Origin of the sequence: Labrys wisconsinensis, from assembly GCF_030814995.1 — a bacterium.
Classification (GTDB): domain Bacteria; phylum Pseudomonadota; class Alphaproteobacteria; order Rhizobiales; family Labraceae; genus Labrys; species Labrys wisconsinensis.
The window spans coordinates 1,216,879-1,241,412 of sequence record NZ_JAUSVX010000001.1 but is presented as its reverse complement, the minus strand read 5'-3'; the positions used below and the strand labels follow the sequence as shown (position 1 = coordinate 1,241,412).

At 68.9% G+C, this 24,534-nt stretch carries 20 protein-coding genes; 8 read left to right on the top strand and 12 right to left on the bottom strand.

Annotated elements, in window-relative coordinates; all coding sequences use genetic code 11:
* Positions 1 to 19: 19 nt before the first annotated feature.
* On the top strand, positions 20 to 229 hold the full coding sequence (locus QO011_RS05665) for a DUF1674 domain-containing protein (RefSeq protein ID WP_307268787.1): 210 nt from the start codon (positions 20 to 22) through the stop codon (positions 227 to 229).
* On the opposite strand, the gene QO011_RS05660 is transcribed toward QO011_RS05665, so the two are convergent.
* Positions 187 to 804 (bottom strand): TetR/AcrR family transcriptional regulator, encoded by a 618-nt coding sequence (locus tag QO011_RS05660; protein WP_307268784.1) that lies wholly within the window; start codon positions 802 to 804, stop codon positions 187 to 189. The two genes, QO011_RS05665 and QO011_RS05660, sit on opposite strands and share 43 nt — an antisense overlap.
* A gap of 269 nt (positions 805 to 1,073) precedes the next feature.
* Entirely contained in the window at positions 1,074 to 1,613 is a 540-nt protein-coding gene (locus QO011_RS05655) for a hypothetical protein (protein ID WP_307268781.1), read from the bottom strand.
* Between the two features lie 232 nt (positions 1,614 to 1,845).
* On the opposite strand from QO011_RS05655, the gene QO011_RS05650 reads away from it, so the two are divergent.
* The 5 genes from QO011_RS05650 to QO011_RS05630 all read left to right on the top strand — a co-directional run bounded on the left by QO011_RS05650 (position 1,846) and on the right by QO011_RS05630 (position 7,739).
* Positions 1,846 to 4,395, top strand: coding sequence for a sensor histidine kinase (locus QO011_RS05650; RefSeq protein WP_307268779.1), 2,550 nt, complete (start codon positions 1,846 to 1,848; stop codon positions 4,393 to 4,395).
* A 49-nt stretch (positions 4,396 to 4,444) separates the two neighbouring features.
* On the top strand, positions 4,445 to 5,983 hold the full coding sequence (gene tsaE, locus QO011_RS05645; protein ID WP_307268776.1) for a tRNA (adenosine(37)-N6)-threonylcarbamoyltransferase complex ATPase subunit type 1 TsaE: 1,539 nt from the start codon (positions 4,445 to 4,447) through the stop codon (positions 5,981 to 5,983).
* Entirely contained in the window at positions 5,980 to 6,708 is a 729-nt protein-coding gene (locus QO011_RS05640; RefSeq protein WP_307268773.1) for a nucleotidyltransferase family protein, read from the top strand. The genes tsaE and QO011_RS05640 overlap by 4 nt, the downstream gene beginning before the upstream one ends.
* 182 nt (positions 6,709 to 6,890) lie before the next feature.
* Positions 6,891 to 7,055, top strand: coding sequence for a DUF1127 domain-containing protein (locus QO011_RS05635; protein WP_307268771.1), 165 nt, complete (start codon positions 6,891 to 6,893; stop codon positions 7,053 to 7,055).
* 66 nt (positions 7,056 to 7,121) lie between these two features.
* Positions 7,122 to 7,739, top strand: a complete 618-nt coding sequence (locus QO011_RS05630) for a LysE family translocator (protein WP_307268769.1) — start codon at positions 7,122 to 7,124, stop codon at positions 7,737 to 7,739.
* A gap of 8 nt (positions 7,740 to 7,747) precedes the next feature.
* Here QO011_RS05630 and QO011_RS05625 read toward each other — a convergent pair whose 3' ends face one another.
* A complete protein-coding gene (locus QO011_RS05625) occupies positions 7,748 to 8,545 on the bottom strand; it encodes a slipin family protein (protein WP_307268766.1) in 798 nt (265 codons plus the stop codon).
* A 258-nt stretch (positions 8,546 to 8,803) separates the two neighbouring features.
* Between QO011_RS05625 and QO011_RS05620 the strand changes: the two genes are divergently transcribed.
* Together QO011_RS05620 and gyrB are read left to right on the top strand one after the other, a co-directional pair.
* On the top strand, positions 8,804 to 9,466 hold the full coding sequence (locus tag QO011_RS05620; protein ID WP_370881904.1) for an ATP-binding protein: 663 nt from the start codon (positions 8,804 to 8,806) through the stop codon (positions 9,464 to 9,466).
* Between the two features lie 243 nt (positions 9,467 to 9,709).
* Complete coding sequence (gyrB, locus tag QO011_RS05615; protein ID WP_307268765.1) at positions 9,710 to 12,139, top strand: DNA topoisomerase (ATP-hydrolyzing) subunit B; 2,430 nt, start codon at positions 9,710 to 9,712, stop codon at positions 12,137 to 12,139.
* A 98-nt stretch (positions 12,140 to 12,237) separates the two neighbouring features.
* Here gyrB and QO011_RS05610 read toward each other — a convergent pair whose 3' ends face one another.
* The 9 genes from QO011_RS05610 to QO011_RS05570 all read right to left on the bottom strand — a co-directional run bounded on the left by QO011_RS05610 (position 12,238) and on the right by QO011_RS05570 (position 24,532).
* Positions 12,238 to 13,251, bottom strand: a complete 1,014-nt coding sequence (locus QO011_RS05610) for a rhamnose ABC transporter substrate-binding protein (RefSeq protein ID WP_307268762.1) — start codon at positions 13,249 to 13,251, stop codon at positions 12,238 to 12,240.
* Between the two features lie 21 nt (positions 13,252 to 13,272).
* Positions 13,273 to 14,307 carry an ABC transporter permease gene (locus QO011_RS05605; protein WP_307268760.1) on the bottom strand — a complete coding sequence of 345 codons (1,035 nt, stop codon included), beginning with the start codon at positions 14,305 to 14,307 and terminating at the stop codon, positions 13,273 to 13,275.
* A gap of 8 nt (positions 14,308 to 14,315) precedes the next feature.
* Positions 14,316 to 16,940, bottom strand: a complete 2,625-nt coding sequence (locus QO011_RS05600) for an ATP-binding cassette domain-containing protein (RefSeq protein WP_307268757.1) — start codon at positions 16,938 to 16,940, stop codon at positions 14,316 to 14,318.
* Between the two features lie 448 nt (positions 16,941 to 17,388).
* Complete coding sequence (locus tag QO011_RS05595) at positions 17,389 to 18,912, bottom strand: FGGY-family carbohydrate kinase (RefSeq protein WP_307268754.1); 1,524 nt, start codon at positions 18,910 to 18,912, stop codon at positions 17,389 to 17,391.
* Positions 18,913 to 19,112: 200 nt separating this feature from the next.
* Entirely contained in the window at positions 19,113 to 20,156 is a 1,044-nt protein-coding gene (locus QO011_RS05590; RefSeq protein WP_307268752.1) for a hypothetical protein, read from the bottom strand.
* A gap of 149 nt (positions 20,157 to 20,305) precedes the next feature.
* Entirely contained in the window at positions 20,306 to 21,121 is an 816-nt protein-coding gene (locus QO011_RS05585) for a DeoR/GlpR family DNA-binding transcription regulator (protein ID WP_307268748.1), read from the bottom strand.
* A gap of 289 nt (positions 21,122 to 21,410) precedes the next feature.
* Positions 21,411 to 22,037 (bottom strand): response regulator transcription factor, encoded by a 627-nt coding sequence (locus tag QO011_RS05580; RefSeq protein WP_307268744.1) that lies wholly within the window; start codon positions 22,035 to 22,037, stop codon positions 21,411 to 21,413.
* Positions 22,038 to 22,039: 2 nt separating this feature from the next.
* Positions 22,040 to 23,098 (bottom strand): sensor histidine kinase, encoded by a 1,059-nt coding sequence (locus QO011_RS05575; protein WP_307268742.1) that lies wholly within the window; start codon positions 23,096 to 23,098, stop codon positions 22,040 to 22,042.
* Between the two features lie 102 nt (positions 23,099 to 23,200).
* Positions 23,201 to 24,532 (bottom strand): ABC transporter ATP-binding protein, encoded by a 1,332-nt coding sequence (locus QO011_RS05570; protein WP_307268740.1) that lies wholly within the window; start codon positions 24,530 to 24,532, stop codon positions 23,201 to 23,203.
* Positions 24,533 to 24,534: the final 2 nt, after the last annotated feature.

Sequence of the window (24,534 nt, the reverse complement as noted above, 5' to 3'; positions counted from 1 at the left end):
ACGAACCGTGACGGATCCGATGTCCGAGGACGAGACAGAGCCTCTGCCGCCGAACGCCGCGCCCGGCAAGCGGCTGACGCCGGCGGCCCGGCGCGCCCTGGAGGAGGCGGCGGCCCGCCGCGCCCAAGCGACCGAGATCGTCCGTCCCAGGGAGATCCTCGGCCGTGACGGCCCCGAGCCGGTGCGCTACGGCGACTGGGAGATCAAGGGCCTGGCGTCGGACTTCTGACGGGGGCCGGCATCCGCCGGGGCCGGGCCGCCGACGCCGGCCAGCAGCGTGTCGAACACCATGTCGGCAAAGGCGTGGTCGGGCGTCTCGGGCCGGGCAATGAAGCGCTGCAGGATCGGCGAGAACAGCATCTCGACCACCACGTCGGGATCGATGTCGGCCCGGATCTGCTTCTTGCGCATCGCAGCGGCGATGAAGCCCCGCGCCACGTCGCGGCGCTTCTTCAGCACCACCTCGTCGAAGCGCCGGCGGAAGCTCGGATCGTGCTGCGCCTCGGCGAACAGGGCACGATAGGCCCCCTGCACCGTGCGGGTCGGCAGGATGTCGACGAGCTGATGCATGTAGGTCCTGAGGTCGGCGACGGCGTCGCTGCCCAGCACGATCGGTGGGAAGGTCTCGGTGTAGCGGGCGATGTAGGCGTCGAGCATCAGATCCGCCTTGCTGTCGTACCAGCGGTAGATCGTCTGCTTGCCGACCCCGGCCGAAGCCGCGATGCGCTCCATGGCGATATCGCGATACGGCACCGTCTCCAGGAGGTCGGCGGCAGCTGTCAGGATGGCTCGGTGCGTTTCCATGCAACGAGGCCGCCCCACGGGCCTCGCCGCCTGTACCGCGGCAGACATGATGTTCTCCTCTTCGCTCCGAGCCCGTCCGACAGGGTTGGGACGGTGGACGCGGCGGCCATACGGGCCGTCGGACGGCCCGCTCGCCGTCCTGATCGACGAAAACCTCCTCGCCGATCCCGATCCAACCTTCCGAACAGTCTCGCACAATCGTCGGGCATATCGGCGGCATGGTGTGGTTTTTTCATGAACAACACAATGGATGGCCCGCGGCCATCCCGTCAGCCGGCCTCCCGCTCGAGCGCGGCGCGGATCGAGCCGCCGTCGCGCCGCAGGTGGTTGTCGCCGATCCGGCAGTCCAGCGTTCCCGCAACGCGGCCGACCGGGACCGTCGGCGCGAAGCGGATCGCGGCGGCGACGTCCTCGGCCTGCGGCGCGAGCGTGCCGAGGACGGAGAAGAACTTCACCTCGCTGGCCGAAAGACGCTCGAGCGCGAACGAGCCCAGGACCTTCTCGCCCTGGGTGACGACGAGGGTCGCCGCGCCGGGCGCGGCGTAGAAGGCGCGGTTGCCGATATTCTGCACCACCACGAAGATGGCCAGCGCCGGCCCGTTCGCCGTCGTCGTGGCGCGGATGCTGACGCGGTTGACGGCGGGCGCCGGGCAGTTCGGGAAATCGGCGACCCCGGTCAGCATATCGAAGCTGCGAGGCGGCGGGCTCGGGGGACGCGGGCCGGGCGAGGCCACGGACAGGGCGAGGCCGATCGGTGCCACCAGGGCAGCGACGGCGAGCAGCGCCAGAATCAGCGGACGCGTCGACATGTCTCCCGTCTCCCGGTTAACCCCGTGGTAACCATCCTCGGCAAGACAATGTAGAGCCGCGCCGCGCCCGCCTCTGTGCCCTCCATCACATGGAACAGGCGCATGCGTTCGGGTGTTTGCGTCGCCCGAGGGCTTCCGGCAGGAGTCACGGCGAGAGTACAGTGCGGTGATTCGGGAGCTCGCGACAGGCAAAGGCGGAGTGGGTCCGCCGCGGCGCCCAGAGAAGGGATCGATGATGCCGGGACGCAGGGGGTTCCGTCGCTGGCTGGGTGCTTCCGCGGCCCTGCGCCCTGCGGCCGGGCCGGACCGACCCGCGGCGCCGCTCGGCGCGATCGGCCTCACCCTTGTCACCGCCACGGGGGCGCTGGCCCAGGCGTCCGCCGAGCCGGCGCCGGCCGGCCCGACCCTGCGCGACGTCCTGGCGGTGTTCGTCGGCATCAAGCACCAGGACCTGTTCGGCATCTCCTTCTTCTTCGGCCTCCTGGTGTTCACCATCACCGTGGCCATCTTCCACATCCGCGCCCGCAATGCCTGGCTGAAGACCGAGAACCACGCGCAGGCCGAGATCGACGCCCTGCGCGGGCGCATCGACCGGACCGAGGCGCTGCTCCTGTCCGAGCCGCAGATCATCGCGGTATGGACCGGCAGCACCGAGCCGCCGACCGTCACCGGCGACCTGCCGGGCATCGACGTGGCGCGCCGCACCGGCCGCTTCGCCGCGACGGGCTGGCTCAACGTCGAGGACGCCCGCGCCCTGGAGAACGAGGTGGAGGCGCTGCGCAGCCGGGGCGAGGCCTTCCGCCAGGTGTCGCGGGCCAGGACCGGCGCCTTCATCGAGGCCGAGGGTCGGGCGATCGGCGGCCGGGCCGTGCTGCGGCTGCGCGACGTCACCGGCGACCGGCTCGAGCTGGCGCGCCTGGCCGAGACCCACCGCCGGACGGTGGAGGAGGCCGGCGTCATCCGCGCGCTGATCGACGATGCGCCGCTGCCGATGTGGCTGCGCGAACGCGAAGGCCGGCTGACCTGGGTCAACAAGGCCTATGCCAGGGCGGTCGACGCCGCCGACGAGGCCGAGGCGCTGGGGCGCGGCGTGGAGCTGCTCGACCGCCCGGCCCGCGAGGAGGCCGGCCGCAGGCGCGAGGCCGGCAAGCCCTATCTCAAGCGCGTGCCGGCCGTGGTCGGGGGCGCCCGGCGCATCCTCGACATCATCGACGTCCCCTCCCCGCGCGGCTCGGCCGGAATGGCGGTCGACGTCTCCGAGCTCGAGGAAGTGCGGGCCAGCCTCGAGCGGCAGATGCAGGCCTATGTCGGCACCTTCGACCAGATCGCCACCGCCGTCGCCATCTTCGATGCCGACCGGCGCCTGACCTTCTACAACGCCGCCTATCGCGGCCTCTGGCAGCTCGACCCGGCCTTCCTCGACGAGAAGCCGCGCGACGGCGAGATCCTCGACCGGCTGCGCGCCCATCACCGCCTGCCGGAGCAGGCCGATTTCCGCGCCTGGAAGAACAAGCTGCACGAGGCCTACCGCGCCCTGGAGCCGGCCTCGCACCTCTGGCATCTGCCCGGCAACAAGACCCTGCGCATCGTCACCACGCCCAACCCGGCCGGCGGCGTCATCTACCTCTTCGAGGACGTCACCGAGCGCTACGATCTCGAGGCCCGCTTCAACGCCATGGCGCGGGTCCAGGGCGAGACGCTCGACAACCTGAAGGAAGGCGTGGCGGCCTTCGGCTCCGACGGGCGGCTGCGCCTGTCCAACCCAGCCTTCGCCGCGATGTGGAAGCTCTCGCCGGAGGACCTCGGCGCCCGCCCCCATATCGATGCCGTCGCCGCGATCTGCGCGCCGCTGTTCCAGGACACCGAGATCTGGGCGGCGCTCAAGGCCGCCATCACCAGCTTCGGCGACCGCAATCCCAGCGTCCACCGCATGGGGCGGGTCGACGGCAGCGTCATCGACGTCGCCACGGTGCCGCTGCCGGACGGCGGCACGCTGCTCACCTTCACCAACGTCACCGACACGGTGAACTTCGAGAACGCCCTGGTGGACAAGAACGAAGCGCTGGAGGAGGCCTCCCGCCTCAAGAACGCCTTCGTCCATCACGTCTCCTACGAGCTGCGCTCGCCGCTGACCAACATCATCGGCTTCGTGCAGCTCCTGGCCGACGGCGCCGCCGGCCCGCTGAGCGACAAGCAGCGCCAATATGCCGGCTACATCATGACCTCGTCGGACTCGCTGCTGGCGATCATCAACAACATCCTCGACCTCGCCACCATCGACGCCGGCGCCATGACGCTGGAGGTCGACGACATCGATATCCGCGGCACGATGCAGGCCGCCGCCGAGGCGGTGCAGCCGCGCCTGACCGAGATGGGCGTGAAGCTGGAAATGGCGGCATCGAACGCCATCGGCTCGTTCGAGGCGGACGGCAAGCGCGTGCGCCAGGTGCTGTTCAACCTGCTCTCCAACGCCATCGGCTTCTCCGAGCGCGGCGGCACGGTGACGTTGACCGCCGAGCGGCGCGGCAGCGAGGTGCTGTTCCGGGTGGAGGACCGCGGCAAGGGCATCCCGCAGAAGGTGATCGACCGGGTGTTCGACCGCTTCGAATCCTATGCCGGCGGCACGGACCATCGCGGCGTCGGCCTGGGGCTGTCGATCGTCCGCTCCTTCGTCGAGCTGCACGGCGGCCGGGTGGACCTGACGTCGAAGGAGGGGTATGGCACCGTCGTCACGTGTCACTTTCCCGACGTGATGGCGACCCGCCGCATCGCGGCCGAATGACGTGGACCCTCGCCTTGCCCCTCGCCTGCCCCTCCCGCCGGTGGCCGCGATGACCGCCGCGGCGACCACCTGGACGCTCGAGCTGCCGGACGAGGCCGCGACGGAGAGCCTCGCCCGCGACATCGCCGCCGCGGTCCGGGCCGGCGACCTCGTCACCCTGTCGGGCGACCTCGGCGCCGGCAAGACCGCCTTCGCCCGGGCGCTGATCCGGCAGATCGTCGGCGACCCCGCGCTGGAGGTGCCGAGCCCGACCTTCACGCTGATGCAGGTCTACGACACGCCGGCCTTCCCCGTCGTCCATGCCGACCTCTACCGCATCGCCGGGCCGGACGACCTCGCCGAGCTCGGCTGGGACGAGGCGGCGCAGGGCGCGCTGGTGCTGGTGGAATGGCCGGACCGGGCCGGCGACACCCTGCCGGCCGACCGGCTCGACATCGCCTTCACCCTGGCGCAGGACGGCTCCGCCGCTCGCCGGGCCGAGGTGACCGGGCACGGCGCCTTCGCCCGCACCCTGGCCCGGGTGGCGGCGGTCGGCGACTTCCTGCGCAGGACCAGCTGGCACGATGCCCGGCGCAGCCATATCCAGGGCGATGCCTCGACCCGCAGCTATGAACGGCTGACGCGCGACGGCGAGACCGTCATCCTGATGAATGCGCCGCCGCGCACCGACACCACGCCGGTGCGCTTCGGCAAGCCCTACAGCGCCATCGCCCATATCGCCCAGGACGTGAAGCCCTTCGTCGCCATGGCGCGGGGCCTGGCCGACCGCGGCTTCTCCACCCCGGAGATCCTGGCGGAGGACCTGGACGCGGGACTGCTGCTCCTGGAGGATCTGGGCGACGACGGCGTGGTCGACGCCGACGGGCCGATCGCCGAGCGCTACGGCGTGGCGGTGGAGGTGCTGGCGGGGCTGCACGCCATGCGCCTGCCCGAGACCCTGCCGGTGGCGCCCGGCATCACCCACGCCGTCCCGCCCTTCGACCTGCCGGCCCTGGAGATCGAGGCCGAGCTGATGCTGGACTGGTACCTGCCGCTGCTCGGCGCCCCGCAGCTCTCCCAGCGCAACCGCGACGGCTTCACCGCGCTCTGGCGGGCGCTGTTGCAGCCGATCCTGCAGGGGCCGAAGACCTGGCTGCTGCGCGACGTGCATTCGCCCAACCTGATCTGGCTGGCCGGGCGCAAGGGCGTCGAGCGCATCGGCCTGCTCGATTTCCAGGATGCGATGATCGGCTCGCCCGCCTACGACGTGGCGGCGCTCTGCCTCGACGCCCGCGTCACCGTGCCGGAGGAGCTGGAGCTCGCCCTGGTGGCGCGCTATGTCCGGGCTCGCCTCGATGCCGACCCGGGCTTCGACACCGCCGCCTTCGCCCGCGACTACGCGGTGATGGGCGCGCAGCGCACCACCAAGATCCTCGGCATCTTCGCCCGGCTCGACCGCCGCGACGGCAAGCCGGGATATCTGCGCCATATCCCGCGCGTGCGGGCCTATCTCGACCGCACCCTTGCGCATCCTGCCCTGGCCGAGGTCAGGGCCTGGTACGAGACCTTCGTCTTCGCGGCGGAAGCCCGGGCCGGCGAAGCCCCATGACCGCGCCGGCCGCCTTCGACCACGCCATGCTGCTGGCGGCCGGGCTCGGCAAGCGCATGCGCCCGCTCACCGACACGCGGCCCAAGCCCCTGGTCACGGTCGCCGGCAGGACGCTGGCCGATCACGTGCTCGACCGGCTCGCGGCAGCCGGCGTGCGCACGGCGGTGGTCAACGTGCACCATCACGCCGACCAGATGGAACGGCACCTGGCGGCGCGGACCGCGCCGCGCATCGTGATCTCGGACGAGCGCGCCGGCCTGCTCGATTCCGGCGGCGGCGTGAAGAAGGCGCTGCCGCTGCTCGGCAAGCGGCCCTTCGTCGTGTGCAATTCCGACAGCTTCTGGATCGAAGGGCCGAGCCGCAACCTGCCGCGCCTGTTCGCGGCCTGGGATCCCGACGCCATGGACATCCTGATGCTGGTGGCGCCGACCGCCACCAGCATCGGCTTCGACGGCCCGGGCGACTATATGCTCGATGCCTTCGGCCGCCTGGAGCGCCGGCGCGAGCGGGCGGTGGCGCCCTTCGCCTATGCCGGCGTGCTCCTGATCAAGCCGCAGCTGTTCCAGGGCATGCCCGACGCCTTCTCGCTCAACCGGCTGTTCGACGCGGCCGAGGCGAAGGGCCGGCTCCACGGCCGGCGGCTCGACGGCATCTGGCTGCATGTCGGCACGCCCGCCGCCATCGACGCGGCGGAGGCGCAGATCGCCCGCTCGACCATGGCCTGAAAGCTGCTCCGGGCCCCTGCCCGCGGCCGGCATGGTTAAGCCTTGGCTAACCATCTCGATCGAATGCACGGGAAAGTCATCGCGCCGCCGCATGTCAGCCCGTGCAAATGCGCACAGCTGCCACAGTCGCAAATCAGTAAAAGGCACTCCATATAGCGTTTCGTACGCAGGACTTGACCGCAATGTTGATCGCCACTTCCGTTTCCGCCCTGATCGCCCGCATGAAGGCCTATATGGCCTATCGGCGCACCTATCGCGAATTGTCGCGCCTGGACGACCGCGCCCTCAACGACCTCGGCATCCATGCCGGGCATATCGGCAATCTCTTCCGCGCCGACATGCGCTGAGGCGCCCGTCCATACCCGCCCTCGGGCGGATGTGCTAGAAGCGCCTCCGTCCCCGGGAGCGCCGCCGTGCTCGATCCCACCGCAATCCTGATCTTCGCCGGCGCGCTGTTCGTCGCGGCGGCCTCGCCGGGCCCGGGCATCGCCGCCATCGTGGCGCGCGTGCTCGGCCGCGGCACCGACGGCTCCGTCGCCTTCACGGCCGGTGTCGCCATCGGCGACGTGGTGTGGCTGACCTTGGCGGTGACCGGCCTCGCCGTGCTGGCGCAGACCTTCCAGGCGGTGTTCGTCGCCGTGAAATATGCCGGCGCCGCCTATCTCCTCTTCCTCGCCTGGAAATTGTGGACCGCGCCGGCCGCAGCACGCGACATCGCCGCCACGACCACGCGGGAATGCCAGGCGCGGCTGTTCCTCGGCGGCCTTGCCGTCACCATGGGCAACCCGAAGGTGATGGTGTTCTATCTGGCGCTGCTGCCCAACCTCATCGACCTGCGCGCCATCCAGCCGGCCGGCTATGCCGAGCTCGTCGGCGTGGTGCTGTCGGTGCTGACCCTGGTGTTCTCCGGCTACATCATGCTGGCGGCGCGGGCGCGGCGGCTGTTCACCTCCGCCCGCGCCATGAAGACCATCAACCGCACGACCGGCGCGGTCATGGCCGGCGCCGCGGTGGCCATCGCCACGCGGTGACGTCGGAGCTACTTGTCGGCCTCCTTGTTGCGCGCCAGCTCGCCGATGCCGCGTGCCATGGCGACGAACTCGCTCGGCATCATGACGATGGTCATGGTGTTCTGCTCCGCGCCGACCTCGGTGATCATCTGCATCCGCCGCAGCTCGAGCCCGGCGGGGTTCTGCATGATCACCTCGGCGGCGTTGCGCAGCTGCTCGGCGGCATCGAGCTCGGCCTCGGCCTTGATCAGCCGAGCCCGCTTCTCCCGCAGCGCTTCCGCCTCCTGCGCCATGGCGCGCTGCATGGTGGGCGGGATCTCGACATTCTTCATCTGCACGCGCTCGACCTTGACGCCCCAGGGCTCGGTGACGGTGTCGATGGTCTTCTGCATCACGTCCGAGATGGTGTCCTGCGCCTTGAGGATGTCGTCCAGCGTGTGCTGCCCGAGCACGGTGCGCAGCGTCGTCAGCGACACCTGCACCACGGCGTTGGCAACCTCCCGCACCTGCATCACCGCCCGCTCGGCGTCGACGATGCGGAACCAGATGACCGCGTTGACCTTGATCGGCACGTTGTCACGGGTGATCGCCTCCTGCTGCTCGACATCCTTGGTGATGGTGCGCAGGTCGAGCTTGTTCTGCCACTCGATCAGCGGCCAGACGATGTAGAGGCCGGGCCCCGCCGTGCGGTTGAACTTGCCCAGGCGGAAGACGACGGCGCGCTCGTACTGGTTGGCGATGCGCAGGCTGCGCAGCAGCACCACGACGACGACGAGGAGGAGCAGCCCGAGCACGGGATGCGAAGCGAAGAAATCGGCGAGCGACATGCTGCTCTCCTGCGGCAAGGCCGCGGGTGTTGCCCCATCCGGATGCAGGATACAGGAAGCGCAGCTCCCGCGGGATATCCTGCGTCACAGTGTCGGCGACGCCCGATCGGGCTCGGCCGCGGCGGCGAGAGCCGGAGCGGGCGACGCGCCAAGTCTGGCCTGTCCGGAAGACATGTAAGAATATGCTCGGTTTACCTGAGAGTCTCTCTGTAATATCCTATATTTCCGGTGTGGATCGATAATGGAAGCTGAACGGTCGTGACCAAGAGCGGAAAATCAGAAAATTCTGACTGCGTGGATGGCATCGTTTTTCTTACGGATCTCGACGCCGTGCGAGCGCGTCCCAGGATGTTTGTCGGAGACACTGACGACGGCTCCGGCTTGCACCATATGGTCTATGAACTCATCTACAACGCCATGGACAAGGCCTTGGCCGGCCCGGCTTCGCTCGTCGTCGTGACGTTGAACTTCGACGGCTCCTGCACGGTCGCCGACAACGGCCGAGGCCTCTCCACGGACATCGACCCACATGCGGGCCTATCGACCGCCGAAATGATCATGACCCGGCTGCCCTGCGGCAATCCCTACAAAGTCCCGGAATACCCGCAAGGCGTCGGCGTTGCGATGGTGAATGCACTCTCCTCCAGGCTGACGCTGCGGATATGGCGCGGCGGGCAAGAATACATGATGCGTTTCGCCGACGGCGCCGTCGATGCGCCGCTCAGGGTCGTTGCGCCGAGCCACGACAGGCAGGGCACCGAAATCACCTTCCTGCCCTCACCCAGGATCTTCAGCAGGACCGTATTCGACCATGTCGTCCTGGAGCCCCGCTTGAGCGAGCTGGCCGCTCTTCCCGCCGGCCCGCGCATTGTCCTTACCGACCGGCGCGGATCGACCCCGCGGTCGACGCAGCTGCCTTGACCGCCGCTACGGGCACGGGAAGGCGCCGACGACAGGCCGGAACAGACGATCTTTCAGACCCTCGAAGGGCGTGGTCGACGGGATCTGGCGCCCGTTGCGGCCCTCAAGGAGAAGGCCCGCTGGCAACTGGTCATAAATAATTGAAAAACCAGGCAAAATGAGTTCCGATTTCACATGAAATCCGCACCCCGAACCCCTATATTGGGGGAGACCGAATCATCAATGGACGTCGAGCACTCAGGCATGGTTGAAGCCGCACACCCCGAAGAACCCGCAGACGCCTACGGCGCCGACAGCATCAAGGTGCTGAAGGGCCTCGATGCGGTGCGCAAGCGGCCGGGAATGTATATCGGCGACACCGATGACGGCTCGGGCCTGCACCACATGGTCTACGAGGTGGTGGACAACGCCATCGACGAGGCGCTGGCCGGCCATGCCACCCTGGTCACCGTGACGCTCAATTCGGACGGCTCCTGCACCGTCACCGACAATGGCCGCGGCATTCCCACCGACATCCATCAGAGCGAGGGCGTGTCGGCGGCCGAAGTGATCATGACGCAGCTGCATGCCGGCGGAAAGTTCGACCAGAACTCCTACAAGGTGTCGGGCGGCCTGCACGGCGTCGGTGTCTCCGTGGTCAACGCGCTCTCGTCCAAGCTGACGCTGCGCATCTGGCGCGGCGGCCACGAGCATATGATGAGCTTCACCCATGGCGACGCCGACGCGCCGCTCAAGGTTGTGGGGCCGGACAGCGGCAAGCGCGGCACGGAGGTCACCTTCCTGCCCTCGACCGCCACCTTCACCAAGGTCGAGTTCGACTACGCCACGCTGGAGCACCGGCTGCGGGAGCTGGCCTTCCTCAACTCGGGCGTGCGCATCGTCCTGACCGATCTGCGCCATGGCGGGGAAAAGCGCGAGGAGCTGATGTACGAAGGCGGGCTGGCCGCCTTCGTGCGGTTCCTCGACCGCTCCAAGTCCGCCCTCCTGCCCGCCCCGATCTATGTGCAGACCGAGCGCGACGGCATCGGCGTCGAGGCGGCGCTGTGGTGGAACGACAGCTACCACGAGACGGTGCTGTGCTTCACCAACAACATCCCGCAGCGCGACGGCGGCACCCATCTGGCGGGCCTGCGCGCGGCGCTGACGCGACAGGTGACGGGCTATGCCGGCAGCTCCGGCATCGCCAAGAAGGAGAAGGTCGACATCACCGGCGACGATTGTCGCGAAGGCCTGACCTGCGTCCTGTCGGTGAAGGTGCCCGACCCGAAATTCTCCTCGCAGACCAAGGACAAGCTGGTCTCCTCCGAGGTGCGGCCGGTGGTCGAGGGGGCCTTGAACGAGGCGCTCGGCGTCTGGTTCGAGGAGCATCCGAGCGAGGCCAAGATCATCGTCGGCAAGGTGGCGGAAGCCGCCGCGGCCCGCGAGGCGGCGCGCAAGGCGCGCGAGCTCACCCGGCGCAAGGGCGTGCTCGACGTGGCGTCGCTGCCGGGCAAGCTGGCGGATTGCCAGGAGAAGGACCCGGCCAAGTCCGAGCTGTTCATCGTCGAGGGCGACTCGGCCGGCGGCTCGGCCAAGCAGGGACGCGCGCGCGAGTACCAGGCCGTGCTGCCGCTGCGCGGCAAGATCCTGAACGTCGAGCGCGCCCGCTTCGACAAGATGCTGTCATCCGAGCAGGTCGGCACGCTGATCACCGCGCTCGGCACCGGCATCGGCCCGGACGAGTTCAACGCCGACAAGCTGCGCTATCACAAGATCATCATCATGACGGACGCGGACGTGGACGGCAGCCACATCCGTACGCTTCTGCTGACCTTCTTCTTCCGGCAGATGAAGGAGATCATCGACCGCGGCCACATCTTCATCGCCCAGCCGCCGCTCTACAAGGTGTCGCGCGGCAAGTCCGAGCAATACCTCAAGGATGAGCGGGCATTGGAGGACTACCTGATCGATGCCGGCGTCGACGGCGCGGTGCTGAAGCTCGGCAATGGCGAGGAGCGGGCCGGGCAGGACCTGCGTTCGATCCTGGAGGAGGCGCGCAACGTGCGCACCATCCTCGCGGCGCTGCACACGCGCTATGACCGCGGCATCATCGAGCAGGCGGCGATCGCCGGGGCGCTCAACATCGGCGTGGTGGCCGACCGGGCGCAGGCCGAGGCCGCCGCGACCGAGGTGGCCCGGCGGCTCGACACGATTTCCGAGGAGTTCGAGCGCGGCTGGATCGGCGTGGTCGAGCATGGCGGCTACGTCTTCGAGCGCACCGTGCGCGGCGTCAGGGAAAGCCATGCCATCGACGCCCAGCTGCTCGCCACGGCGGACGCCCGCAAGCTCGACGAACGCTCCGCGCTGCTGCGCGAGATCTACGGCCAGCCGGCGGTGCTGACCCGCCGCAACGAGGAGACGCCGGTGCACGGCCCGATCACCCTGTCCGAGGCGATCATGGCGGTGGCGCGCAAGGGCATCTCGATGCAGCGCTACAAGGGGCTGGGCGAGATGAACCCGGACCAGCTCTGGGAGACCACCCTCGACCGCAACGTCCGCTCGCTGCTGAAGGTGCAGGTCAAGGAGATCGTCGAGGCCGAGGACATCTTCACCAAGCTGATGGGCGACATCGTCGAGCCGCGCCGCGAGTTCATCCAGGACAATGCGCTGAACGTCGCCAATCTCGACGTGTGAGCGGGAAACCCGCTCCACGCCAAATGAAACCTGTTCCAGGCCCGGAGCACCATCGAGGATACCCCGGGCCTGTCGCCGTCACGAAAACGGCGAACGCTTCAGAACTTGAAGACGTCGAGGTTTGCCGATGTCACGATCTGGGCCGGCCCGAGGACGACCTCGCCCGCCTCCCCGATCGTATAGTCGCCCAGCCGACCGGCCTTGAAGGTCTCGCCGGTCTTGCCGGTGATCTTGCACTGGGCATAGGCCTGCGCACCGTAATAGGTGAGATAGCCGAGATCCTTGACGTTCCACCAGACGTCCTGGACCGCCCCGCCCTGGATGTACTTCTTGAGCAGGGATGCGGGGGCGAGGCCGGTGAGCTTGATCTTTCCGAGCAGGCCGGCCTGCTCGAGCGCTCGCGCCGCCGCGGGCATGCCGATGCCGTCGGGAACGCTGATGCCCTTCAGGTTCGGATAGTTCTGCGTCAGCGCCAGGATCTGCTGCTGGGCGATCTGCTCGCTGCCCTGGCCGTAGACCACCTGCACGAGCTTCATCTTCGAGAACTTCGGGTTGTCCTTCAGCTGGGCTTTCATGAAGTCGACCCAGGAGTTCTGGTTGGCATTGGTCGGCGTGCCCTGCAGAACCGCGAACTCGCCCTCATGGTCGGTCAGGTCGCCCATGCTCTGCAGCAGCATCTCGGCGACGCTGTCGCTCTTCGCCTGGTTGAAGAAGACGCCGCGGGCCGGGGCGACCACGTCGGAATCATAGGTGACGACCTTGATGCCCTGATGGGCCGCCCGCTTGAGAGCCGGCGCGAGCGCGTTGAGGTCGTTGCTCGAGATCGCGATGACGTCGACCTTCTGGGAGACGAAGCTGTTGATGAACGCGATCTGCGCCTCTGCCGTCTGCTGCCCCGGGCTCTGCTGCAGCACTTTCCCGCCGATCTCCGCCTGGGCCTCTTCCGCCCCCTGCTTGGACACCTCGAAATAGGGGTCCGTGTCCAGCTTGGAGATGAATCCCACCGTGACCGGGCCGGTCGCACATGTCTCGGCCGCCGACGCGTTCAGCCCGATCAGGCTGGTTGCCAGCGCGAGCGCGGCGATGCCCAGGCTCTTGTTGCGCAGTCTCATGTCAGTGCTTCCTTTCGGGCGTTACATCCGGGTGTTCGGCGCTTCGTTGCTTGTGACCGCCTGGCCGCCCGAACGCGGACCGGCGGATTGGATGCGCTTCGGAACAATGCGGTACTTCGCGTAGATGCGTTGCACCGTGCTGTTGAGGAGAAGCGCAGCAATGAGGAGAAGACCCGTGCTGGTCCCTTGGGCGTCGCCGCTGATCTGGTAGAGGCCCAGCACGTTTCTGAGGACGGCGATGATGATCATCGCGAAGAAGACGCCGATCAGCTTGCCGCGGCCGCCGAAGACGCTCACGCCGCCGAGCAAGGCGATGATGATGATGTCGAGCTCCATGCCCAGGGCGTTGTCGGCCCGGGAATTGGCGAGGCGCGCGGCATAGACGATGCCGGCGATCGCCGCGACGATGCCGCTGACCACGAAGAGGCCGAAGCGGATCCTGTCGACCCTGACGCCGGAATAGCGCGCCGCCTCCGGATTGCCGCCGATGACATAGATGCGCCGCCCCAGCGCGGTATGGCCCAGGACGATCACGAACAGGGGCAGGAGCACCAGGAAGGGAACGAAGGTCCACGGGATCGGCGCGCTGCCGACATTGTCGATGCCGAAATCGGTGAAGCTGTCGGGAAAGACGTTGACCGAGCGCGGCCCGAGGATGACGTAGCCGATGCCCCGGAACATCGCCATCGTGCCGAGCGTGACGACAAGGGAGGGCAGCCCCAGCACCGTGACGAGCACGCCGTTGAAGGCGCCCGCCACCGCGCCCGTCGCCACCGCCGCCGCCACGGCGGCGCCGATCGGCAGCCCGGCCTGGACGGCGACCCCGAACACGACGCTGGCCAGCGCCAGCGTGCTCGCCACCGACAGGTCGATTTCCCGCGCAATGATCAGCAGCACCATCGGCAGCACGATCAGCCCGCGCTCCGACATGCCGGCGATGGCCTGCGAGATGTTGAAATCCGTCGCAAATTCCGGAACGACGGCGACGGAATAGGCGACGAAGCCTATCGCCACGAGGCCCAGGAAGCCCTCCCAGGTCCCGAACCGCTCGATCATGGCCTGCTTCATCCGCGTGCCCCCGCGTGCCGTGCCTTCCGGGTGACGAGCGCGTCCACGCCGATGGCCAGCAGGATGACGACGCCATAGACGCCCTGGAGCCAGAGCGGCTCGACGCGCACCAGGGTCAGGCCGTTCTGGATGATCAGGAGCGCCAGGGCGCCGAAGGTGACGCCCAGGATCGTGCCGGCGCCGCCGCGAATGGCGACGCCTCCCACGACCACGGCGGCGATGACCGTCAGCTCGAACCCCGTCGCGAGCCGGGGATCGATCGTGGCATAGCGCGACGCCCACAGCGCGCCGTCGAAGCCGGCGAGGAGGCCGGCGATCGCGAAGGTGCCGATGACCAGCGCCGTCCGGCGAATGCCGATCAGCGCCGCCCCGTCCGGGTTGGAACCGATGGCATAGAGCTCGCGTCCCACCGGCAGGCGGCGCACGGCCAGGCTGATGAGCACGAGGGTGGCGATCGCGATCAGGACCGCGGCCGGGATGCCGAGGACAGTGGCCGTGCTCATGTCGAGCCAGGCCTGCGGCACCTGATCGGCGCTGATCTGCTTGCCGCCGGTCCACATGCTGTTCAGGCCGCGGAAGGCCGCCAGCGATCCCAGCGTGACGACGATGGACGGAACCCGGCCGAGCGTGACCACCAGGCCGTTCAGGAGCCCGCAGGCCAGCCCGAGCCCGCAGGCGACCGCGACGCCCGCCAGGACGGGGGCCTCCGGAAAGTCCCGCATGAAGCTCGCCGAGCCATAGGCGGTCAGCCCGATCACCGACGCCACCGAGAGGTCGATGTTGCGCGTGACGATCACCAGCATCTGCGCGGCGGCGACGATGGAGAGCAGCGCCGCGTCCATGGCCAGCGCCGTGAGGTTCGGCCCGCTCAGCATGCGCGGATTGATCAGCGAGACCGGCAGGACGACGAGCGCGATGACGCAGGCGAGGCCGAATTCACGCCTGGCGACGAGGCGGCGCCAGGCCGGGACGCTCGCCGCCTCGTGCCGGGCGGCGGGCACGGCCGCCGCGGCGCCCGGGCCGGGCGGCGGCTCCGCGGCGGCAGCCTGCCTGTCCCGAACCTCCTCCACGTCGGTCGCGGCGCGGATGATGCGCTCCTGGTCGGCATCGCCCCGGGAGAAGCGGGCGGTGACCCGCCCCTCGCGCAGCACGATCATCCGATCGCACATGCCGATCAGTTCGGGCAGCTCCGACGAGATCAGGATGATGGCCAGCCCCTGCTGGGCCAGCTCGGCGATCATCGCATGGACCTCGGCCTTGGACTGGACGTCGATGCCCTGGGTCGGCTCGTCGAGGATCAGGATCCGGGGCCTGGTCGCCAGCCATTTGGACAGCACGACCTTCTGCTGGTTCCCGCCGGACAGCGTGCTCACCGGCTGGTCGTAGCTCGCGAACTTCAGCCTGAGCCGTTCGAGATGCGGCTTGACCAGCGCGAGCTCACGGCGGCGCATCACCAGCCCGGCCATGGTCGACCGGCCGATCACCGGCACGGACGCATTGGTGAGAATGGAAAAATCCATGACCAGGCTCTGGCCGAGCCGGTCCTCCGAGACGTAGGCGATGCCCGCGGCCATGGCTTCGCCCGGATCGGCGAAGGTCACGGTCTTGCCGTCGATGATGATGCGGCCGGCCTCGGCGCGGTCGATGCCGAAGAGCGCGCGCGCGATCTCGGTGCGGCCGCTGCCCACCAGCCCGCCGAGGCCGACCACCTCGCCGGCGCGCACGCTGAAGCTCACGTCGGCGAAAGCCCCGGCGCGCGTCAGGCCTTCCACCGAGAGGACCTCGGCACCGGGATTCGAAGGCCAGGCGGGATAGATCGCGCTCAGCGGGCGGCCGATCATGGCCTGCACCGCGCGGTCGCGGTCGAGCTCGGCGGCGGGCTGGACCGTGATCAATCGTCCGTCCCGCAGGACGGCGATCCTGTCGGCGATCCGGTAGATCTCCTCCATGCGGTGGCCGACGAACATCATCGCCACGCCGCGGGATTTGAGGTCCTCGACCACGGCGAAGAGGCGCGCCACCTCCCGCTCCGAGATCGAGGCCGTCGGCTCGTCCATGATGAGGACCTTGGCCCGGGCCGACAGCGCCCTGGCGATCTCGACCAGCTGCTGTTCCGAGGTGCGCAGCCGGTGCAGGGGCTCGTCCGGCTCGCAGGACAGGCCCACCGTCCTCAATAGCTCCCGGGCCTCCTCGCGCATGCGCCGGTCGTCGATGGTGCCCAGCGCCGTGCGCGGGACATGGCCCATGAAGATGTTTTCATAGACGGCGAGATCCCCGAACAGGCCGGGGTGCTGATGCATGACCGCGACGCCGCGACGGCGCGCCTCCGCCGGGGAGGGATGGTCCAGCGGCCGGCCATCGAGCAGGACGCTGCCCGAATCCGGCACATGGACGCCGGCCAGGAGCTTGACGCAGGTGCTCTTGCCCGCCCCGTTCTCGCCGAGAAGCGCCAGGACCTCGCCCGGCCGCAGGTCGAACGACACGTCCTGCAGCGCGATGGTCCCGCCAAAGCGTTTCCCGGCCTGGCGCAGGCTCGCCGCGGATGGTGCCGCGTCAGCCCCGGCGCCCGAGGACAGCGGAGCCGGAGCGGACAGGTCTCGCGGACCAAGGGTGGCGTTCATCGTATCCTTCCACGTTCGATGCGGAATGCGCCGGGTTGATCGGGCGCTGCCCGCGCGGCGGCTCGAGGGGCGTCGGGGTGCGCGCCGGTGTTCGCCGCGACATGCGTCATCGGCGTCGGTGCGTCGCAACCAGGGTCGACGGGCGAGGCGAAGGCGACCGCCGCGGCCTGATGCCGCGATTCAGCGTCTTTCCCGGCGTCCGGGCGTCGGAAGCCGGTGCATGCCGCGCCGCACGCGAGCCGTGGGCGGCGCTGGCGCGATGTCAGGGGACGAGGGCATTGTCTTCACTCCCGGCGAAATTTCTTGATATTTTCTGGAAGACTATGAGTTATTGCGTCGACGTGTCAATCAAAAACGTTCAAAAGACGCAATAAGCAGTCCAGCAACACCGTCGTTCCTTGAAGGCTTTTGACGCAACGTCGCGGCGAGGTCCTGCGCCGTCGTTCGGCTAGCTCGGCAGCGGCGGCACGGCATGCGCCTGCAGCTCCGCCCACATCGTGTCGAAGCGGTTGCGCAGGAAGCTGAAGCCGGCATATCGGCGCGCCATGTCCTGCACATGGCCCGCATCGGGCTCGATGCGGCTGCCCACGCGGGTCATCCGGGCAACGGCCGTTTCCAGATCGGGGTGCAGCCCGGCTCCGACGGCCGCGATGATGGCGGCACCCAGCGCGCCGAGCTCGCTGGCCGTGCTCAGCTCGACGGGCAGGTCGAGCGTGGCCGCGAAGATCTCGAGCCAGGGCCGGCTGCGGGCGGCTCCTCCGGCGAACCGGACGGCGCTCGGCCGCGGCCGACCGGCCAGAAGCTTTTCCACGTGCTGGCGATGCTCCATCGCCACGCCTTCGAAGACCGCCCTGGCCATATGCGGCAGGCGGTGCCAGGCGGAGAGGCCGACGAAGCTTCCGCGCGCCTCGGGCATGTCGAGCCGGCCGTTGACATAGGGCAGGAAGTAGACCGGAGGCTCGTTTCGCTCCAGCTTCGCGATCTCCCCGTTGTACCAGTCATGCGGCGCCGCCTCGGCCCCGGCCGGCCGCAGCATGTCGACGAACCATTCGAAGGTGCTGGCCGACGTCACGCCGCCGTCGATGAGGATGTATTCGCCCTCGCGCGCGCCGAGCGTGCATCCCAGGATGGAGCCGTCGGTCACGGGACTGTGCGTGACGAGCTGGTTCAGCCCCCAGGTCCCGGCGACGACGTTGAGCAGCGACTGGTCGACGATTCCGAGCGCCAGCAGCATGGCCGGGCCGTCGGCATAGCCCGCGGAGACCGGCGTGCCGCGCGCCAGGCCCATCGCCGCGGCGCTTTCCGCCGTCAGCTGCCCCGCCAGCGCCAGCGGCTCGATCGTCGGGGTGAACAGGTGCGCGTGGGCGCCGAGGCCGAAATGATCGAGCACCCCGGGCGTGAACGAGCGGCCGGCATGATCGAGGAATCCGCCCGAGGACGCGTCGCTGACCTCCAGGTTGAACCGGCCCGTCAGCCGGTATCGGATATAGTCCTTGCACGACAGGACGTGGGCGGCCCGCGCCAGGGTCGCGGGTTCGTGCTGCGCCAGCCACGCCAGCAGCGACAGCGTCTTTCCGGCGAAAAGGCGCTGGTTGGTCAGGACGAACTGGCCGGCTTCGAGGTTGTCGTCGCGCCACTGCGCCACGATGGCCGCGGCGCGCTGGTCGGACGACAGGATGGCATGGCGAACCGGCCGGCCGGCCGCGTCGGTCAGCAGCAGGCCGTTGCCATATCCGGTCAGCCCGATGACGGCGATCCGATCGGGCCGGACGGCGCTCTTCTGCAGGACCTGCCCGACCGAGCGGCAGATGGCGTCCCACATGACATCCGGGTCGCGCTCGTTGTAGCCGGGCGCCGGGGTCAGGGGACGCAGGGACTGGCCGGCGGCCGCGACCTCGCGGCCCTCCACGTCGTAGAGCGCGACCTTGATCGCGGTTCCGCCGGCATCGATCGCCAGGATATGGGATTCCATGGTGCTTCCCCGGAGCGCGATCGCTTCAAGTTGAATCGATCTCGCCCTCCATCTCTTTGTTTTGACGCATTTTCTTGACGCGACCGATGACCGGCTCGCTGGAAAATGCTTTGGAGAGAGCGCTCTGTGGCCGGCGCTCTTCATCGATCCTCCCGCCGGCGAGCCGGCCGGAACCCGTGTCCCGGCCCGCGAACGCCGGCTCAGGCCGCCTTCTTGCGAGCGGCGGCCCCGAGCACCGGCTCGGTGATCTCACGGTCGTCGGCCAGGCTGCGCAGCGGCGTGATGCCCGCCTTCTGCAGCTCGCCATGATAGGCCTTCACCGCCTCTTCCGGAGTGAGCGCGCCGTCGACGACCTGGCGCATCATCGCGATCAGCGCGAGCGAATCCTCGGCGAGCTTGATCTTGCGGCCGAACAGCGCCACCCGGGCGCCGAAGCGCTCGGCCTGGCTCAGGAGCTCGAACGTATCGCGCGTCGTGCCCGCGCCGCCGCCGAGGACACCCACCACCAGGCTGGGATCGAAGGAAGCAAGTTCCTCAAGGGCCTTCGGCCCGTTATAGACGAGCTTCAGGAACTGGGGCCGGTCGGCCTGGGCAACGCCGGCCAGAGCGCGCACGATGCAATCGTTGATGTACTCGCCGATCTCTTCCTGGCTCATTCCGCTTTCGACGTTCGGATTGAAGATCTCGAAGAAATACTTCATGTTGTTGGCGGCGACTTCAGCCCGGAACGCCGAGAACGCCTCGAGCGAGGCCAGATCGGCCTTGCGCTCGTTCATGAAGGTGACGGAGTAGAGCCCGAGATCCGTGCCGGCGACGGGCGCGCCGACAGACGGCGTCGCGGTTCCGGACATGGTGCGCGCCAGGCTGGCGGTGCGGAACGGCGTCGACGGCTCCTGATGGTAGCGCGCGTGGCGGATGCCGCCCCAGCCGTCCGGCGTATCGTTCAAGCGGACCGCCGGCTTGACGGCGCTGCCCTGGAAGGCGCCGCGGCGGTGCAGCAGATCGAGATTGGACGCCGAGACCAGCATGATGTCGACGATGTCCTGGTCGATGATCCGGACGATCTCGTCGATGAATTCGGCGCGGGTCCGGCCACGGACCGAGGTCCCGTCCGGGCTGCGAACGACGCCGTGTCCCAGGATGCCCGAGCCCATGTCGGGATCCTTGGCATCGGCGATGATGAAATCCGACTTGCGGTAACGTCCTGCCCGAATGGCCTCGAGCTTGGTATCCAAACGTGTCACGGGCACTTCCTCTGCCTTGCCGGGATTCCGTATCGCGCTGCGCTGCCCTCATCCAAGAGCGTGAAGCTGCCGAAATCCGCCTTGTACGAGGCGAGAATTCACGATCCACCAACAAGTGTCAATTGATTTCAAAAATAAATCACATTCGGTCAATCTGCATCATCCGGAGGCACGGGAACGGTGGTCAGCTGCACATTGCGGCCCTTCAACGCCTCGCGATGGGCGGCCGATATGCCATCATCCGTGATGAGCTCGTGCACGGCGGACAATTCGCAGGACGTCAGAAAGGCCGGGACGGTGAATTTCGAGCTGTCGGCCAGCACGATCGTTCGCCGCGCCGACTTGATCATGGCCCCCTTCATGATGGCCGCCTCGATCGTCGCATCCGTGAGACTGTCTTCGTTGATCGCATAGGCTCCGACCAGGCACACATCCGCATGCAGGACCTTGAAGAAGCTGAGCCCGGGTTCGCCGTACAAGCAATTCATGCCCTGCCGGATCGTTCCTCCGGGCATGATGACCTGCCAGTTGGGCGCGCTCGCACAGAGCTGGGCGACATCAAGGCTGTTGGTCACGATCGTCAGGGGCATGTTTCTGGCGATGGCCACCCGAACGGCCTCGAACACGGTGGAGCTGCCATCGCAGATGACGCTCTCCCGCGGATTCAGCCGCAACGCCGCTTCGGCGCCGATAGCCATCTTCTGCCTGCTCTGCAGGTGAGCGTTCAGCACCCGCTCCCGCTCGAATGTCGCGAGGACCGGAGGCAGGCGCGCCCCACCATGCGTTCTTTCCAGATAGCCATCCTCCTCGAGCTGCTCGAGATCACGCCTGACGGTCGAAATCGACCCCCGGGTCGCCTCTGCCAGCTCACCGATGGAAGACGCTCCGTGGGTGCGGAGATACTCGATGATCATGGCGTGGCGCTTGGCCGGAATCAGCTCGACACGTTTGGTCTGAGAGCTCAATGGCGCGTTTCCCCAGCTGCGAGTTTCTCGGAGGTGCCGGCTTCGCGTGATACTTGGGTCGAGGCGGATTGGCGAGGGAAATCCGGCGCCGGAACCATGCCAATCGCTCAAAATCTGACATACCGGGTCACAAACGTTCAAATCACGCAGTGCCTTCGGCGGCAGGAATGCGGCGGCGCGGCCGGAAAGGCCTGCCCCGACGGCCGCAGGACGAGGCCCGGCCGGGCCCGCCCACCGACGACCCGGCCGCAATACGCCTCGGCTCGACAGGGTTCCCGGACAGCCGGCTTCAGCCCGGCGCCGCCGGCAGGCCGAGCCGGTCGGCCATGCGCAGGAGGTCGACCAGCGTCTCGGCCCGCATCTTGCGCATGACCTGACCGCGATGCGCCTTCACGGTGACTTCGCTGAGGCCGAGCGCCGCGGCGATCTGCTTGTTGAGGCGGCCGGTGACCGCCAGGGTCATGACCTCGCGCTCGCGCGCCGACAGCGTGGCGAAGCGGTCCTGCAGCTCCACCGTCGCGGCCGCGTCGCGGCGGCGCTCCCGGTCCCGGCCGATCGCCGTGGCGATGGCGTCGAGCAGGTCCTGCTCGCGGAAGGGCTTGAGCAGGAAGTCGACCGCACCCGACTTCAGCGCCCGCACCGACATCGGCACGTCGCCGTGGCCCGTGAGGAAGACGATCGGAATCAAATCGCCGCCACGCGCGAGCTCCTGCTGGAAGTCGAGGCCGCCCTGCCCGGGCATGCGCACGTCGAGCACCAGGCAGGCCGGGCCCTCCGGCCGGCGCAGCAGGGCGAAATCGCGGGCCGAGCCGAAGCAGCGCACCTCGTAGCCGACCGAGCGCAACAGGCTGTCCAGGCCGTCGCGCACCGAGAGGTCGTCGTCGACGACATAGACGACCGGCGCATCCTCACCCATCTCTACCCCTCCGGCCGCAGCGGCAGGACGAAGCCGAACACCGCGCCGCGCGGCAGGTTCGGCGCGACATAGACGGTGCCGCCATGCGCCTCGACGATCGAGCGGCTGATGGCCAGCCCCATGCCCATGCCGGTCGGCTTGGTGGTGTAGAAGGCCTCGAACATCCGGTCCAGCGCCGCCGGCGGCACGCCGATGCCGCAATCGCGCACGCTGACCGTGACCGTGCGGCCGTCGGTGGCGGCGGCGACCTGCAGCTCGCGCGGCTCGCCCTCGGCCGCGCCGATCGCCTCGACGGCATTGACGAGGAGGTTGAGCACGACCTGCTGGAGCTGGATGCGATCGCCGATCACGGGCGGCAGGCCGGCATCGACCTCGGTGCGCAGCACGGCGTGGTGGCGACGGACCTCGCTGCGGACGATGGTGACGGTCTCGGCAATCACCTCGCCGAGGTCGACCGGGTCGTGCGACGGCGGCCGGCGCATCACCAGGCGGCGCAAGCGGGCGATGACCTCTCCGGCCCGGCCGGCATCGGCGACCACGCGTTCCAGCGCATGGCGCGCCTCGTCGCGATTGGGCGGCGCGGCGGCCAGCCAGCGCTGCGCGGCACTGCCGTGGGCGGCAATGGCGGCGAGCGGCTGGCTGACCTCATGGGCGATCGAAGCGGCCAGCTCGCCCATGGTGGTGACACGAGCCATGTGGGCGAGCCTGGCCTCGGCCTGCCGCGTCGCCTCCGCCGCGGCCCCGATGCGGATGGCGAGGGTGGTGGTGATGCCGATCGCCAGGAGGCTGATGGCGCAATTGGCCAGGCCCGTCGTCGGCGCGCCGTGTCGCGACAGGAAGAAGCTGAGGATCGTCAGGCCGCCGCAGCTGCCGCCCACGAGCGTGACCGCGCCCGCCCGGCCGGTGCGCACCGAGATCAGCACCACGGCCACATAGAGGACCGCGACGGCGATATCGATATCGGTCAGGGTGTCCACCGCGAAGATGGCGGCTGCGAGCGCCGCCATGCCGGCCCAGAGCAGCGGCGCCTCGGCCAGGGCCTCGACCGGCTGCCGTCTCATGGCCAATCCTCCCATCGCTCGCCGCCGGCACGGGCGACGACGGGACGCCGAGCATCGGCCGGACGCCGCGCGACGGCAAGATCCGGCCGGGACGGGCGACGTTCAGTTCGGATCCTCGAGCGTGAACAGGTCCGCCTGCTCGTCATAGGCGAAGGACTCCGCATAGCGGGCCCAGCTCGTCACCGCCTGCAGCGTCCTCTCGGCGTAGGTCTCCGACATGTGGTCCTCGAGCTCGTCGCGGAAGCGGCGCGCCGGCGCCTGGTGGGTCGGCCGCTCATCGAGAACCCGCCGGATATGGGCCGCGAGCGGCACATAGGTCGCCAGGTGCTGGGCGAAGAGGCGCTTGCGCTCGTCGACGTCGCTGTCGGCGAAGCGCAGGGCCGGCGCCGTCAGGGTGATGTCGCCGCCTTCGAGATCCGCGAAGCGCAGGAGCTGCAGCGTCTCGGCCACGGGGAAGAGCTCGTCGATGTCCAGGTGCAGCTCCTGCGCCAGCGGCGGCAGGTCGGCGCGGCCGCGATAGGGCGCGGCCGCCACGGTCTCGATCAGGCCGGCCATCAGGTTGGTGGAGACCGGTGGCAGCGCCATGGCGATGCCGGTGCCGGGGAAGAGCCCGTCGCGGGTCGGCGCGCCGGTCCTCGCCGTCATCCGGGCGTAGATGTCCTCGACCAGCGCCCGGAAGGCCGGGTCGAGCCGGTTGCGCGGCTGCGGCATGTCGACCCGGATCTCGGCGATGACCCGGCCGGGATTCGATCCGAAGATCAGGATGCGGTCGCACATCAGCACCGCCTCCTCGATATTGTGCGTCACCATCAGGATCGCCTCGATCGGCATCCGTCCCTCGCACCATAGATCGAGGAGGTCGGTGCGCAGCGTCTCGGCGGTGAGCACGTCGAGAGCGGAGAACGGCTCGTCCATCAGGAGCACCTTGGGGTGCACCACCAGGGCTCGGGCGAGGCCGACGCGCTGGCGCATGCCGCCCGACAGCTCCTTGGGATAGGCGTTCTCGAAGCCGTCGAGGCCGATGAGATCGATGGCGGCGAGGGCGCGCTTGCGCCGCTCGGCTGGCACGACGCCCTGCGCCTCCAGGCCGACCTCGACGTTCTGCAGCACGGTGAGCCAGGGGAACAGAGCGAAGCTCTGGAACACGACGGCGATGCCCGAGGACGGTCCGGTCAGGCGCCGGCCCTGGAAGGTGATGGTGCCGCTGCTCGGCGTGATCAGGCCGGCAATGGCGCGCAGCAGCGTGGACTTGCCCGAGCCGGAGCGGCCGAGCAGGCCGACGATCTCGGCCGGCCTCAGCGTGAGGTCGACGCTCTCCAGCACGACCAGCGAACCGGACGCGCCCTTGTCGTAGGTCTGGCCGACCTTCTCGGCCGTGACCAGCGGCGTGCCGTCGAGGGCCTCGGGCTTCCTCGGGGTGACGGTGGCATCCATGA